The following is a 14,477-nucleotide window of genomic DNA, read 5'->3' as shown; positions in this document are numbered from 1 at the left end:
ACCGGTCGACGCCGCGACCGGTGGGGAAGATGGACCGACGTAGCGGAGCGAACGACCGAAGGGTAGGAGACATGCCGGATCCGATCGAGGTGCGCAAGGTCACCATCGAGAGCGTCACCGACGCCTCCGGGCTGGAGAGGCTCATCGACGACGGGGTGATCGACGCCGACCGGGTGCTCGCCGTGATCGGCAAGACCGAGGGAAACGGCGGCGTCAACGACTACACCCGCATCCTGGCCGACCGCGCGTTCCGCGAGGTGCTGATCGCCAAGGGCACCCGGACTCCGGAGGAGGTCGCGCAGGTACCCCTGGTGTGGTCCGGCGGTACTGACGGGGTGCTCAGCCCGCACGCCACGATCTTCGCGTCGCTCGACCCGTCCGAGGTGGAGCCGTCGGACGAGCCGCGCGTCTCGGTCGGCGTGGCCATGAGCGAGGTCATCCTCCCCGAGGACATCGGCCGCCCGGCGATGGTGGAGAAGGTCGCGGCCGGCGTGCGCGAGGCCATGAAGATCGCGGGCATCGAGGATCCGGCCGACGTCCACTACGTGCAGACCAAGACCCCGCTGCTCACCCTGGCCACGATCACCGAGGCCAAGTCGCGCGGCCAGGAGGTCGTGATCGAGGACACCGGCCCCTCCATGGACATCTCCAACTCCACGACCGCCCTGGGCGTCGCCGTCGCCCTCGGCGAGATCGAGATGCCCACGGCCGGGCAGATCCACAAGGACCTCTCGCTGTACTCCAGCGTCGCCTCGTGCTCCTCCGGCGTCGAACTCGACCGCGCCCAGATCGTCGTCGTCGGCAACGTGCGCGGGATCGGCGGGCGCTACCGCATCGGGCACAGCGTGATGAAGGACGCGCTCGACGCCGACGGGATCTGGGAGGCGATCCGTGGCAGCGGCATCGACCTGCCCGACCGGCCGCACCCGAGCGACCTCGGCGACCGGCTCGTCAACGTGTTCATGAAGTGCGAGGCCGACCCCGGCGGCCGGGTGCGCGGACGCAGGAACATCATGCTCGACGACTCCGACGTGCACTGGCACCGGCAGATCAAGGCCACCGTCGGCGGCGTCGCGGCCAGTGTCACCGGCGACCCGGCCGTCTTCGTGTCCGTCGCCGCCGTCCACCAGGGCCCCTCTGGCGGCGGCCCCGTAGCCGCCATCGCCGACCTCGGCCGACAGTGAGGATGGAGGTGAGCGCCTCCCGGTGGGTGCGCCCCGTCGCCTGACGGCGAGGCACCGATCTGATCCGGGCACCGGGGGCGAGCATCCGGGAACATTCGTTGCGCCGGATATCACCACGAGGCCGGCGTACAGGGCAGAATCGGGCCGTGGAGTCTCAGGGATTAGAGCGCGATGAAGTCGCCGCCGCCATGGCCGCCCGCCGCGAGCTCGGCCCACAGTACGAACTCGAGCTCGCCGAGTCGCTCGTCGACCGCGTCAACGCGGTGATCGACGCGCGGCTCGCCGCGACCCCGGCCAAGCGTCAGAGGCCCGACTGGGCACAGATGGCCCTGGGCCTCGGGTCGCTGGCCATGTCGATCCCGCTGACGGCGATCGTGGCCCGCGTCCCGTCGCCCGGCCCCGCCCTTCTCCTATTGTTCGCGCTCATCGCCGCGGTGAACGTGGCCTACGCGCTGAGCAAGATCACCAACCGCCGGCGAGGCTGACCACTGGGCCGCAGCACCGCCCCCGCAGCAGCCCCGGGCCGCAGCACCCGGACCGCTCACCGCCCGAGCCGCGCCTCCGCCGCCGTTCCGCGCCCTCGGCCGCCGCTCCCGCGAGCCCTCGGCCTTGGAGCGCGCCGCGCCTCACACCGGTACGGCGAACCCCCACAGGACCTGGGCGATCTCGTCCACCTCGGTGAACGCGCCGGAGGCCACGGAGGTGACCAGGTCATGGACCGCGTCGTCATCGCTGTCCACCTCGACGCCGTTGCAGGCGAGGAACACCACGGTGCAGACCCAGGCGACCTGCCGCGCGCCACGCTCGAAGGGATGGTGGACGGCCAGCGAGTGCAGCAGTGCCGCCGCCTTGACCAGCACGTGCGAGTAGGCCTCGTGGCCGAACATGGACGCCTGCGGCCGGTGCACGGCCGAGTCGAGCAGCCCGATGTCACGCAGGTGAGGCGGAGCACCGAGCGTCACCCGTGCCAGATCCACCACCTGCTCCATGGTCAGGTAGCGCGTCACCCGCGCGCCGGTGGGGTGTGGCCGGTCATTCGGCGAGCCGATCGAGGACCGAACGCCAGCGGCTCGCCGCCGCGAGGCCGAGGCGGCGGACCTCCTCGTCGGCGTCGTGCCGGGCGATGTACTCCTCGACGGCCGACTGCACGACCTGCTGGAGGCTGCGCCCCTCCTTCTCCGCGCGCCGGCGCAGGGCCTCGGTCTGCTCCTCACTGAGGCTGAGCGTCATGGCCAATACCTCCACGGTACGCATACGGTGTCGGCGTCACGCTTGGACACGGTGAGTGTATGACCATTTACACCGGGTGTCAGTGCTTTTACTCGGCCCGTCCCAGGCGGGCCAGCCGCATGACGGCCTCGTCGATGATCTCGTCCTTCTTGCAGAAGGCGAAGCGCAGGAAATGCCTGCCGAGCTCGGGGTGGTCGTAGAACACCTGGGTCGGGACGGCGACGACGCCCGCCAGCTCGGGCAGCCGCCTGGCCAGCTCGGCCCCGTCGGTGAAGCCGAGCGGCCGGATGTCGGTCTGCACGAAGTACGTCCCCGCCGGCCGGTAGACGCCGAAGCCCGCCGCCGACAGCCCCGTCATGAGCCGGTCGCGCTTGGCGGCGAGCGCGTCGCGCGCCCCGGCGACCCAGCCGAGCTCCTCGCGCAGGGCGTGGGCGACCGCGACCTGCCACGGAGCGCCGGAGGTGAAGGTGAGGAACTGCTTGACCGACTGGACGGCCGCGACCAGCTCCGGGGGACCGCACACCCAGCCGATCTTCCAGCCGGTCGCCGAGAAGGTCTTGCCGGCCGAGGAGATCATGACGGTGCGCTCGCGCATGCCCGGGAGCGTGGCCATCGGCACGTGTTCCACGCCGTCGAAGGTCAGATGCTCATAGACCTCGTCGGTGATCGCGATGAGGTCGTGTTCCTGGCAGACGGCGGCGACCAGCGCCAGCTCGTCGCGGGTGAAGACGGTGCCGGTGGGGTTGTGCGGGGAGTTGACCAGGATCGCCCGGGTGCGCGGGCCCACGGCCGCGCGCAGTTCGTCGGGGTCGAAGGTGAACCTGTCCCCCGCAGGGCGCAGGGCCACCGTCCGGCGCACCGCGCCGGCGAGCGCGACGGCCGCGGCGTAGGAGTCGTAGTACGGCTCGAACAGGATGACCTCGTCACCCGCCTCGCACAGCGCGAGGACCGACGCCGCGAGCGCCTCGGTGGCACCGACGGTGACCAGGATCTCGCCGTCCGGCTCGTACAGCAGGCCGTAGTGCTGCTTGCGGTGCTCGGCGACGGCCTGCCGCAACTCGGGCATCCCGGGCCCGGGCGGGTACTGGTTCAGCCCTCCCCTGATCGCCGTCACGGCGTGTTCGAGCATGGAGGCGGGGCCGTCGGTGTCGGGGAAGCCTTGTCCCAGGTTGATCGACCCGGTGCGCACGGCGAGCGCCGTCATCTCCGAGAAGATCGTCGTGCCGAACTCGCGCATGCGGGCGACCAATGGCTCGTTCACGCCGGCAAGCCTACCCAGCCGCCCTTCCCCGCACCGAACCCTCCGCCCCCCACCCACCGGAGGCGTCCGCGAAGCCTATCGACCGAATCGGTCACCGGTCACCGGCCACCGGTCACCGGTCACCGGCCACCGGTCACCGGCTTCACGACCCCCACACCCCACCGCTTCGCCGTCAAAGGCGGACAAATACCGAAATAAGTCATGTCAGGCGGAAAATCCACACACACCGAAAGACGCGGGTGACGTAGCGGCGTTAGCCTGCTGAGGTGGTCGCCAGGTTTGTCCGCTATGCCGAGGAGCGCCGGGAACCGGCCCCCGCCCGGATCCGGGAGCTGGACGTGCTGCGCGGCCTCGCCGTCTGCGGGATCACGCTGGTCAACACCTGGCAGCACACCTCCGACGCCGCCCACCGGACCACCACCACGCCCACGGACTGGCTGGTCGAGAACCTCCTGCAGAGCCGCTTCTTCCCGATCTTCTCATTGCTGTTCGGCGTCAGTTTCGTCCTGTTCCTGCGCTCGGCGGCCCGCCGGACGTCCCATCCCCGGCTCGTGCTGCTCCGCAGGCTGTCGGCGCTCGCCGTCCTCGGGCTGCTCCACCGGACGCTCAGCCCCGGCGAAGTGCTGCTCCCCTACGCCCTGACCGGCGCGCTCATCCTGCTGCCGGCCTCCTACCTGCCCAGGTGGGCGGTGCTCACCGCCGGGACCGCCGCCACGTCGTGGGCGGTCCTGTTCCACGCGGGCGGCGTGTGGCTGATCCCGGGACTGTTCCTGCTCGGCATGGCCGTGATCGCGTACGCCCCCGGGCGCCGCGCGCTGCGCACGGCCTTCCTGGTGAGCGCGCCGCTGGCCGTCGCGCTCACCGGGGCGTGGCTGTACCTCTTCGCGCACCCCGCGACATTCCGCTTCCCCTTCACCGTGAGCGTCTACCCGCTGGCCGGTCTCGCCGCGGCCACCGCGTACTGCACCGGGTTACTGCTGGCCGCCAGGCGCCTGCCCTGGCTCACGGCCGCGCTGGAGCCGCTCGGCCGCATCGCGCTCACCGCGTACGTGGCCGGCACGCTGATCACTTTGGCGGCGCTCCCGCTGCTCACCAGGAACGGCAGCCGCGCGGGCGTGCTCGTGGTGTCCGCGGTCGCCGTCCTGGCGCTGGTGGCCTTCGCCCGCTGGTGGACCGCCCGGTACAGGTACGGACCGCTGGAGTGGGCGTGGCGGTGCGTCACCTGGTGGGAGCCGCTCCCCAACCGCCGCCCGCGCTCCTCGGCAGCCGGGGGTCCGGACCTTTAGGCTTGTGGGGTGACCCGCATCGCCCTGTGCCAGCTTCCGGTGTCCGCCGACCCCAAGACCAACCTCGAACGCGTCCGCGACGCTCTCGGCCGGGCCGCCTCGCGCGGCGCGACGCTCGCGGTGTTCCCCGAGGCGATGCTGACCCGGTTCGGCAAAGAGATCGCCGAGTCCGCCGAGCCGGTCGACGGCCCGTTCGTGACCGCCGTGGCCGACGCCGCGCGAGCCCACGAGATCGCGGTCGTCCTCGGCACGTTCGAGTCCGGGGACCCCGACGGCGACGGGCGCGTGCACAACACGGCCGTCGCGCTCGACCGGTGCGGGCGGCTGCGGGCCGCCTACCGCAAGATCCACCTGTTCGACTCCTTCGGCGCCCGCGAGTCCGACCTGGTCGCCCCCGGCGAGACGCCGGTGGTCGTGGAGCTGGAGGGCCTGCGCCTCGGCCTGATCACCTGCTACGACGTGCGCTTCCCCGAGCTGGCGCGCGCCCTGGTCGACCAGGGCGCCGACGCGTTCGTCGTCATCGCCGCCTGGAGCGCGGGCCCGATGAAGGAGGAGCACTGGGCGACCCTGGTCAGGGCGCGGGCCATCGAGAACACCATGTGGACGATCGCCGTCGGCCAGGCCCCCGACCCGGAGGCCAGGGACGGCTTCGGCGTGGGCCGCAGCATGCTCGTCGACCCTCTGGGCGTGGTCCGCGCCGATCTCGGGCCCAGCGGCGCCGTCCAGGTCGTCGAGATCGACCCGGCCGAGACCGACCGGGTGCGCGCCACGCTGCCCTCTCTTTCCCACCGGCGCCCAGATATTTATCGCTCCGTGCGGAACGCCGAGGTCGGCAGATCGTAAAATGCGGGATGTGAGCGAGCCCGCACCAAGCACCCAGATGCAAAAGGTCATTCCACCCCGGCTGCTGGTGCCCTACCTCGCGGGCCAGCGCACGATCATCTCGGGCTACGTCTACCGCGTCCAAGACTGCTCGCGGCTGACCTCCCCCGAGCAGCTCGTGTCCGCGCTCGACCTGACCTTCGAAGGGTCCGAGCTCGAACCCTCGGTCCCCGAGCTGTACATCCTGCGGTGGCTGGTACGCGACACCGACACCTACGACGTCCCCTACGGGCCGCACATGGGCGGAGATTGGAACGATTCGCCACCCTTCGCGGGCAACGGGTTCACCACCTCCCGCCAGCACGTGGTACCCCAGTTCCACACCCCGCCCATGCCCATCCCGGCGGGGGCCGAGATCCGTCACCTGACCACCCGCGGCGAGCGGCGCTTCGCCGACTACGACGGCCTGACCTGGCGGCCGGCCGCATGACCGACATCGAACCCGTCGGTCTCGGCTTCATCGCCCACCAGCACGACCAGACCTACGCGGCCGCCCTCGGCCCCGGCCCCGACGACGTGATCCTGTTCAGCGAGGAGCCGTGCGAAGGCTTCGAGCGCGCCGGCGCGTACTGGCGGCGGCAGGTCCGGCGCGAGGACCTCCAGTGGCTGGTGCTGCTGCGCACGGTGGGCGCGTTCGGCGGCGAGCCGTGCGTGGTCCTGGACGAGGACGACGACGGCCTGCACATCGCCTACACCGGTCACAGCGGGCTCAAGGCCGAGGCGCTGGGCTACTGGATGGTCGACCACGGAGCCTACGAGGTGGTCGTGCCCCACGAGGAGGTCCACTCCATCCGCGTCGAGCGCGTCCCGATCCCCTGCCAACCGGCCCAGGGCTTGAGTGTCTCTGGAGTGTGACAGAAACGCCCGTGCTGTCGCCGGGCAGGCCGTCATTCGCCGAGATCTTCGCCGCGCACTATCCGGCGATGGTACGGCTGGCGGGCCTGCTCGGCGCCGACGATCCCGAGGACATCGCGCAGGAGGCCTTCGCGCGCCTGCACCCGCGGCTGGCGCGCCTGCGCGATGACGCGGCGGCGGTGCCGTACCTCCGCGCGATCGTCTGCAACCTCACCCGCAACCGGATACGCCATCTCCGGCTGGTACGCCTGCGCAGACTCGAGCCTTCGCCCGCCCAGGGAGACGGCGAAGAGGCGTACCTGACCGCCGAACGCCACCGCGACCTGCTCGCCGCCGTGGACCGGCTGCCGCGCCGCCAGCGCGAGGCCCTGGTCCTGCGGTACTGGCTCGATCTGTCCGAACGCGAGATCGCCGATGCCATGGGCGTGTCCCCCGGCTCCGTCAAGAGCCACACCAGCCGCGCCATCGCGGCCCTCGGTCGTGCCCTCAGGGAGAGCAACGATGATTGACGACGACCTCCGCGAGGCCCTGCGCGCCCGCGCCTCGACCTACCAGACCAGTCCGCACGCGTGGATCGGCGTCCAGCGGCGCCTCGGCGGGGCCCGGCGTCGCAGGTTCGCCGCCCTGGCCGCCTGTTCGCTGTCGGTGGCCGCGCTGGCCGCCGGCGTGCCGCTGGTGCTCTCGGGCGCCGGGCCCGGCAACGCCACCACCCGCGCGACCGCCACCATGGTCCCGTCGAAGGAGGGCGAGGACGCCTTCGAGCGCGAGTCACGGGAAAGTCCTCCCGTCGGAGACACCGTGACCCTGGTCAACCCCACCGACGGCCGATACCTGCGCCTCTGGTTCAGCAGGAAGCCGCAGCAGCAGCGCATCGACCAGCCGGTGCCGCCCGGCGCGCCCAAGTACGACGTGCTGTGCTGGGCCATGCAGTCAGGCCTGGACGGCGGGACGATCGCCAACTGCCCGATGGACGCCGACCCCGGCCACTCGGGCGAGTACGCCTGGTACGTCGGCGGCACGGCGGAAGATTGGTCGCGCGGGGAGACGGTGCTCTCCTATGGCGTCGCCCGCTCCAAGGTGGGGAAGGTGTCGGCCATCGCCGCGGACGGGACCCGGCTGCCCGGCGTGATCTACCGGCCGAAGGGCGCCCCCGCGGCGGTGTGGGCGGTGACCTACCCGACGCGGGCACGGGTGCGCGGCTTCGAGTTCCGGGACGCCGACGGCGAGGTCCTCGGCCGCACGACGCCCGATCCGTTCCTGCTCTCCCCGACGAGCGCGGCCCCCGTGACGCCCCCTGTCGACCTGCCCGGCGGGCTCACCGCGCGACTGCACAAGGACGGGACGTTCACCTGGCTGCGCGACGGGGTCATGGTCGCCGCGACGGAGATCCTGTGGACCGGCGCGACGGCGGGCGCGCCCGCGAGGATCATCTCCTGGCACTTCGGGCACGGCCGGTGGTTCGGCCTGGCCACCGCGGGGACGGCCAAGGTCGAACTGACCGCCGGGACGGGCGCCCCGATCTGGGCCGCCACGGCCCGCGACCCCTGGAGACGCGGTCTCGCCCTGTTCTCCGCCCCCAGCGGGCGCGAGAGCGACCTCTACACCGGGGGGTACACGATCGTCGGCTTCGACGCCCGCGGCAAGGAGATCTGGCGGGAGAAGGTGCCTCCCCATCCGCCTCTGTGGACCGGTGTCCCGCTGTCCACACCGGCGCGGTGAACAGCGGCCGCCAGTGCCGCTGTTCACCGCGCCGACGGGCCGACGATCGGCCCGTGGAGTGCGGTGACGGCCAGACGACCGGGCCCGGACAGCGGGTGAGGGAGGCGGGCGGTCAGGTTGGAGTGCCGAGGTAGCGGTAGCGGGCCAGGCGGGTCGCCAGGCGGTCCTCGGGCGGGCTCCCCATCAGGCCGAGGATCTCGTGCTCGATCGTCGCGCCGACCCGCTCGCAGAAGGCCTGCGGCTCGTAGGCCGCGTCCGGGAACTCCGGGATGACGCGGTCGACGATGCCGTCCCGCCGCAGGTCGCGGGCTTGCACCCCTTGAGCTTTGGCGATCTCGGGCGCGAAGTCGATGGTCCGGTACAGGATCGCCGACGCGCCCTCGGGCGACAGCGGCGACAGCCAGCCGTGCTGGGCGCACAACACGCGGTCGGTCGGCAGCAGGGCCAGGGCGCCGCCGCCCGCCCCCTCCCCGAGGATCAGGCACACGGTCGGCGTGTTCAGCGACACCAGGGTGGTCAGCGCGCGGGCGATCTCGGCTGCCAGGCCGCCCTCCTCGGCCGTCCTGGACAGCGCCGCCCCCGCCGTGTCGATCACCGTGACGAGCGGCAGCCCCAGCTCGGAGGCCAGGTGCATGCCCCGGCGGGCCACCCGCAGCCCGGCGGGGCCGAGGTGACGGCCGGCGCTCTGCCGGCGGTCCTGGCCGAGCACCACGGCGGGCGCCCGGCCGAACCTGGCCAGCGCGAGCAGCAGGCCGGGATCGTTCTCGCCGGCGCCGGTGCCGTTCAGGGGGGTCACGTCCGAGGCACCGAGCTTGAGCAGAGCCTTCACGCCAGGACGGTCGTCACGCCGGGAGCGGCTGATCGCCTCCCAGGCGCCGACCTCGGCGACCCGTTCCTCCGGCTCCACCCGCCAGGCCGGCCCGCCATCGCCATGTCCGCCCTCTTCACGTCCGCCCTCTTCACGTCCGCCCTCGCCGCGTCCGCCCTCGCCGCGTCCGCCCTCGCCGCGTCCGGCCTCGCCGCGTCCGGCCTCACCGCGTTCTTCCTCGCCAGGTTCTTCCTCGGTGGCGGTGGCGTTGTGGTGAGGCGGCCGGGGCAGGCTCCGCCGCTGTTCGCCGGGGGCCGCGTCCCGCGTGTCCATCGAGGAGCACAGGACGGCGAGGGCGCGGATCGCCACCTCGCGGGCGCTCGCGGCCGAGACGACGGCGTCGACCAGGCCGTGCTTGAAGAGGTTCTCGGCGACCTGCACGCCCTCGGGGAACGGGTATCCGTGCAGGGACTCGAACACCCGTGGGCCGAGAAAGCCGATGAGCGCGCCCGGCTCGGCGGCGGTGACGTGCCCGAGCGATCCCCACGAGGCGAACACCCCGCCCGTGGTGGGATGGCGGAGATACACGATGTAGGGCAACCCGGCGGCGCGGTGGGCCGACACCGCGGCGCTGATCTTGATCATCTGGACGAAGGCGAGCGCGCCCTCCTGCATCCGGGTGCCGCCCGACGCCGGCGCGGCCAGCAACGGCAGCCGCTCCGCCGTCGCCCGCTCCACCGCCCGCACGAGCCGCTCGGCGGCGGCGACCCCGATCGAGCCGGCCAGGAACGAGAACTCGCAGGCCATGACGGCCACGCGGCGGCCGCCCAGCAGCCCCTCCCCGGTGACCACCGACTCGTCGTAGGGCGTCCGGGCCCGCGCCGCCGCCAGTTCCTCGGCGTACGGCGAGCCGGGGGGCGCGGGATCCACCGTCGGCTCGTCCCACGACTTCCACGACCCGGGGTCCAGGACGATACGGATCAACGTGTACGCGTCGGGGCGTGCGACGCCGCTCACCGGACCGCTCACCCTTCCCGCTTGTCCGCATCCGCGAGGTGGACCGGCCTCCCGGACGTCTCCGGCGCGTCCGGTACCCCTGGCACTCCCGGACCGCTCGGTACCGCGTCCGTCCCGGTCAAGCCCGGTACCACGTCCGTCCCCGTTAGGCCCTGTTCCGGGTCCGATCCGTTCTCAGGTCGCCCCGCGACCGTCGCGGTCGCGCCCTGCTCCTCGCGCCCGGCCAGCCAGTCGCGGACCGACCGGTCGTCCTGACCGAGCGAGGGCGGCGGCAGATGCTCGGCGGGTGGCGCGCCGTCGAACCGCAGCGGCGACCCCGGCAGCTCGATGGTGCCGAGCACCGGGTGGTCCACGGTGACCACCAACTCCTGCGACCGCGTCTGCTTCCAGGCGTAGACCTCGTCCAGCGTGCGGACCGCCCCGGCGGGGACGCCCGCCTCGCTCAGCACGGCGAGCCAGTGCGCCCGGTCGTGGGCGCCCAGCGCCTCCTCCATGTCGGCGACCAGCTCGTCACGGTGGGCACGGCGCTCCCGGTTGACCGCGTATTTCGGTGTCGCCGGGTCGATGCCCAGCAGCGGGGCGAGCCGGCCCCACTGGGCGTCGTTGGCGACCGCGATCTGGATCACCCCGTCGGCGCAGCGGAACGCCCCGTACGGCGCGATCGAGGCGTGGTGGTTGCCGCTCGCCCCTGGCACCTTGCCGCCGACCGTCCACGCCGTCCCGTGGTAGGAATGCACGCCGACCACCGAGGCCAGCAGCGAGGTGCGCACGACCTTCCCCACGCCCGTGCGCTGGCGTTCGTACAGCGCCGCCAGCACGCCGTACGCGCCGTGAATGCCGGCGAGCAGGTCGGCGATCGAGGAGCCCACGCGGTACGGCTCGTCGGGCGAAGGGCCGGTGAGGCTCATCAGGCCCGCCTCGCCCTGCGCGATCTGGTCGTACCCGGGCCGCCCGCCCTCGGGGCCGTCGTGGCCGAAACCGGTGATCGACAGGATGACCAGGCGGGGGTTCAGCTCGTGCAGGCGCTCCACGGAGAAGCCGAGCCGGTCCAGCACGCCGGTGCGGAAGTTCTCGACCAGGACGTCGCTCTGCCGCACGAGCCGGGTGAGCAGGGCGGCGCCCTCCTCGGACTTCAGGTCCAGGGTGATGGACCGTTTGTTGCGGTTGGCCGCCAGGAAATAGGTGGAGATGTCCCCCTCGGGCCCGACGAAAGGCGGCCCCCAGCCACGCGACTCGTCGCCGCCGTCGGGATGCTCCACTTTGATCACCATGGCGCCGAGGTCGCCGAGCATCTGCGCTCCGTGCGGCCCGGCCAGCGCCCGGGACAGGTCGAGGACCACGATGTCGCTGAGCGGTCCCTGCAAGGTCAGCCTCCACGGGGGTGTGAGGAGAACGTGTTCTCGTCCACAGGCAAGCCTGCCAGGTGACACCACCGTCCCGACACCCAGGTGCCGCCCCGAAACACGCCGGTTACCCCCGCCATCCCTCTGGACCGTCCCATTCGGGACGATCTACGCGCGCCGGCCGGGAGAACCCGTCCCGACCGGTCGCGTCGCGTCGGCCGCCGTCCATCCGGGGGAACCGTCTCAGCCCGTTCGGGAGGAACCGTTTCAGCCCGTTCGGGAGGAACCGTTTCAGCCCGTTCGGGAGGAACCGTCTCAGCCCGTTCGGGAGGACATCTGGGCCCGCCCGGGAGAACCGTCTGGCTCGTCCGAGAATCGTCCCGGTTCGCCCGAAGAGGAGCTCGCGACCGCGCGGGGGCGCTTCGCGAGCCTTGTCTGCCTAGTGGTGGGTCCTGCGCGTACGCCAGCGGTCCACGAGTTCGCGGAGTTTGCGCTGGTTCTGCGGGTCCCTGGCCATCGTCTTGACCTTCTCGACGTGCTCATGCCCCTTCGGGCCGCGCAGGTACTCCTTGATGCGGTCCATCATGGATGCCATCGTGTCACCACCGCCTGTCGATCGCCGTTTCCCTCGAACGGCTACCCTCGACATCCCCCGCCAATCACGCATTGTGCTCGCAAGCCGATAAAACAGGACAAGCGATGACGATTGTGGGATACAGCCACGACCATCCGGCGATGCCCGCGTGACCAATTGAGGATTTATCCCGACAAAGCGTGGCGAGGGCCGCTTTATCGATGATCACGACCGGGACGACCGGCGCCCCTAGAGCGGTGACCACATACGTTCACCGGGCACGGCTCTCCACCCCCGGCTCCGTGCTGCAGTGATCGGCGCCGGGTCGGCGGGTCGTGGTACGGCGATCCCGATTATCGATCTGAAACGCATAATTGAAGTAGATCGATTCAGACCGGGACAAGGGGTGACGAGATGGGCGAGCTGCTTCGGTGCGTCTGCGATTACACGCGCAAGAGCACGGACCGCGCGGGCACGGGTGACGGGGTCACCAGCCAGCACGAGGAGAACCAGGAGTTAGCCGACGAGTTTGACCTGGGCACCATCACGGTGACCTATGAGGACAACGACGTTTCGGCTTATCAGGATGTGGAGCGCCCGGCGTATCTGCGGCTTCTGGCCGACATGCAGGCGGGGAAAGTCGGCGTCGTGATCATCTGGCACGCCAAGCGGTTGCACCGCAAGGTGGAGGAGGTCACCCAGTTCATCAAGATTGCTCGTGCGCATGGGGTGCGGTTGTTCAGCGTCTCGCGTGGCGGGGAGTACAACCTGAACAAGGCTCAGGGGCGCAAGGACCTTATTGACGACACCTCCGAAGGTGAGCACGAGAGCGCCGAGCGTGGAGAGCGTGTGGCAATGGCACGCAAGCGCCAGGCCCGCCGGGGCGACTTCGGCGGGGGTATCCGCCCCTATGGGTGGGGTGTGGACACCGGCCGCGTGCGCAGTGTGTGTGTCAATCCCAAGGCCCCCACGATGGAGCGCATCTATGAGGATCGCGTAGTGCTGGACATGACCCAGCACCAGCCGAGCGAGGCGGCCGAGATTCGCAAGTGGGCGTCTGATCTGCTGGCCGGGGTGTCCATGCGGCAAGTGCTGGCCGATCTGCGGGCGCGCCAGGTGCCCACGGCCGCGCAGAGCGACGGGCGCACGCTGCGCAGAAAGGGTAAGCCGGTGCAGTCCGAGGGATGGAACGCCCGGACGGTCAAGCAGATTCTTTGTAGTCCCCGGACGTCTGGGCATTCGGTCTACCAGGGGGAGATCGTGCGACGAGATGTGTTCGAGCCGATCATCTCGGAGGAGACGCGCCAGGCGTTGATCACGATGTGGGCCGACCCGATCCGGCAACGGCACACGGCGGGGAACACGCCGAAGTGGCTTGGGTCGCTGATCTACCGGTGTGGGATCTGCGACGACGGGAGCCTGATGGTGGTGATGAACAACTCTGCTGGTCAGCCAGGCTACCGGTGTAGGAGCAAGCACCACTGTCGCCGCAATGTGGCACAGGTGGACGCCTTCATAGAGAAGGTGATCATCACTCGGCTTTCTCGCGGCGACGTGGCCGATCTGCTGCCCCGTACCGATCCGACCGTCGATGTGGCTGCGCTTCGTGAGGAGCTGGCCCTGCTGGATCAGAGCGAGATCGAGCTGGGATTGTTGATCGCCCGCCGCAAGCTCGGGGGTGTCGCCGCTGAGGTGGCACAGGCAGAGATCGACAAGCGCCGTGCCGAGATTCACGCCGATCTCAAGAGCGCGACCGCTGAGAGCCCGTTTGCCGACTTCGCGCACACCGACGATCCGGCCCGGACGTGGCGTGATCTCAGTCTGGGCCGCAAGCGCGAATGCCTGCGCCTGCTAGTCAAGGTGACCCTACTCCCGGTCCGGGGACGGCCCGCCCAAGGGCAGATCGACCCGCACAGCGTACAAATCGAGCCGATCACCAGCCATACCGCCGTGTAAATGCGCGTGGGCACCCCCGCCCAGCAGTAGCAGGGGTGCCCAACACGACGATCTATCGCTTGACGTTGAGCAGCAGACCCAGCCGGTCACGCTGCCGATCAGTCAACGGTGGCCAGTCCGCCACCAACGCCCGTACGTACGCATCTAACTCGCTGTCACCATCGTCATCTTCTGGCGTGCGCTGACGCCCCAGCCGCGATCCCTCCCGTTCATCTGCGCGTCTCCCAGGCCAGCCCGCTCGCTGGCCGCTAACCGTGCCACCCCGCCTCAGCGGCCCGCCCACCCACCCGGGGGTAAGTGGAGCGCCTACGGCGCGCGCCCTCCCAGACGCGACATTCACCGACCCCGATACCGCGCCGACC

14 protein-coding genes and 1 pseudogene are annotated in these 14,477 nt (G+C 71.0%); 9 read left to right on the top strand and 6 right to left on the bottom strand.

From position 1 onward, the window contains the following. Window positions 1-71 precede the first annotated feature (71 nt). Window positions 72-1,184: a barbiturase gene (bar, locus tag ACWEN6_RS03155; protein WP_452568715.1), complete on the top strand. Its 1,113-nt coding sequence runs from the start codon at window positions 72-74 to the stop codon at window positions 1,182-1,184. A 146-nt stretch (window positions 1,185-1,330) separates the two neighbouring features. Then, window positions 1,331-1,669 (top strand): hypothetical protein, encoded by a 339-nt coding sequence (locus ACWEN6_RS03150; RefSeq protein WP_452568714.1) that lies wholly within the window; start codon window positions 1,331-1,333, stop codon window positions 1,667-1,669. A gap of 141 nt (window positions 1,670-1,810) precedes the next feature. On the opposite strand, the gene ACWEN6_RS03145 is transcribed toward ACWEN6_RS03150, so the two are convergent. The 3 genes from ACWEN6_RS03145 to ACWEN6_RS03135 form a co-directional block, all read right to left on the bottom strand. Then, window positions 1,811-2,191, bottom strand: a complete 381-nt coding sequence (locus tag ACWEN6_RS03145) for a type II toxin-antitoxin system death-on-curing family toxin (RefSeq protein WP_452568713.1) — start codon at window positions 2,189-2,191, stop codon at window positions 1,811-1,813. A gap of 25 nt (window positions 2,192-2,216) precedes the next feature. Continuing rightward, a complete protein-coding gene (locus ACWEN6_RS03140; RefSeq protein ID WP_354839165.1) occupies window positions 2,217-2,414 on the bottom strand; it encodes a ribbon-helix-helix protein, CopG family in 198 nt (65 codons plus the stop codon). Between the two features lie 88 nt (window positions 2,415-2,502). Continuing rightward, a complete protein-coding gene (locus ACWEN6_RS03135; protein WP_452568712.1) occupies window positions 2,503-3,675 on the bottom strand; it encodes a pyridoxal phosphate-dependent aminotransferase in 1,173 nt (390 codons plus the stop codon). Between the two features lie 266 nt (window positions 3,676-3,941). Here ACWEN6_RS03135 and ACWEN6_RS03130 point away from each other — a divergent pair, with 266 nt between their 5' ends. From ACWEN6_RS03130 to ACWEN6_RS03105, 6 genes are read left to right on the top strand one after another with little or no spacing between them, the layout of a single operon-like run. Next, on the top strand, window positions 3,942-4,961 hold the full coding sequence (locus ACWEN6_RS03130; RefSeq protein WP_452568711.1) for a DUF418 domain-containing protein: 1,020 nt from the start codon (window positions 3,942-3,944) through the stop codon (window positions 4,959-4,961). A 9-nt stretch (window positions 4,962-4,970) separates the two neighbouring features. Further along, the gene (locus ACWEN6_RS03125; RefSeq protein WP_452568710.1) at window positions 4,971-5,804 is read left to right on the top strand and encodes a carbon-nitrogen hydrolase family protein; all 834 of its coding nucleotides are present in this window, start codon (window positions 4,971-4,973) and stop codon (window positions 5,802-5,804) included. A gap of 10 nt (window positions 5,805-5,814) precedes the next feature. Next, a complete protein-coding gene (locus tag ACWEN6_RS03120) occupies window positions 5,815-6,273 on the top strand; it encodes a hypothetical protein (RefSeq protein WP_354839153.1) in 459 nt (152 codons plus the stop codon). Beyond that, window positions 6,270-6,698: a hypothetical protein gene (locus ACWEN6_RS03115; RefSeq protein WP_452568709.1), complete on the top strand. Its 429-nt coding sequence runs from the start codon at window positions 6,270-6,272 to the stop codon at window positions 6,696-6,698. The genes ACWEN6_RS03120 and ACWEN6_RS03115 overlap by 4 nt, the downstream gene beginning before the upstream one ends. Next, a complete protein-coding gene (locus ACWEN6_RS03110) occupies window positions 6,695-7,207 on the top strand; it encodes a SigE family RNA polymerase sigma factor (RefSeq protein WP_452568708.1) in 513 nt (170 codons plus the stop codon). The genes ACWEN6_RS03115 and ACWEN6_RS03110 overlap by 4 nt, the downstream gene beginning before the upstream one ends. After that, window positions 7,200-8,417, top strand: a complete 1,218-nt coding sequence (locus tag ACWEN6_RS03105; RefSeq protein ID WP_452568707.1) for a hypothetical protein — start codon at window positions 7,200-7,202, stop codon at window positions 8,415-8,417. Before ACWEN6_RS03110 ends, ACWEN6_RS03105 begins: the two co-directional genes overlap by 8 nt. Before the next feature lie 112 nt (window positions 8,418-8,529). On the opposite strand, the gene ACWEN6_RS03100 is transcribed toward ACWEN6_RS03105, so the two are convergent. From ACWEN6_RS03100 to ACWEN6_RS03090, 3 genes and pseudogenes are all read right to left on the bottom strand, one after another. Beyond that, entirely contained in the window at window positions 8,530-10,242 is a 1,713-nt protein-coding gene (locus ACWEN6_RS03100; protein WP_452568706.1) for a carboxyl transferase domain-containing protein, read from the bottom strand. Between the two features lie 200 nt (window positions 10,243-10,442). After that, window positions 10,443-11,606, bottom strand: a pseudogene (locus ACWEN6_RS03095) (CaiB/BaiF CoA transferase family protein); the annotation flags it as partial. Between the two features lie 418 nt (window positions 11,607-12,024). Further along, a complete protein-coding gene (locus tag ACWEN6_RS03090) occupies window positions 12,025-12,180 on the bottom strand; it encodes a hypothetical protein (protein ID WP_354839138.1) in 156 nt (51 codons plus the stop codon). Window positions 12,181-12,573: 393 nt separating this feature from the next. Between ACWEN6_RS03090 and ACWEN6_RS03085 the strand changes: the two genes are divergently transcribed. Further along, on the top strand, window positions 12,574-14,115 hold the full coding sequence (locus tag ACWEN6_RS03085; RefSeq protein ID WP_452568705.1) for a recombinase family protein: 1,542 nt from the start codon (window positions 12,574-12,576) through the stop codon (window positions 14,113-14,115). Window positions 14,116-14,477 lie beyond the last annotated feature (362 nt).

It is taken from the genome of Sphaerisporangium sp. NPDC004334 (assembly GCF_053602655.1).
Note: the sequence above shows the minus strand (reverse complement) of the source record. Positions and strands in the feature narration are given on the sequence as shown.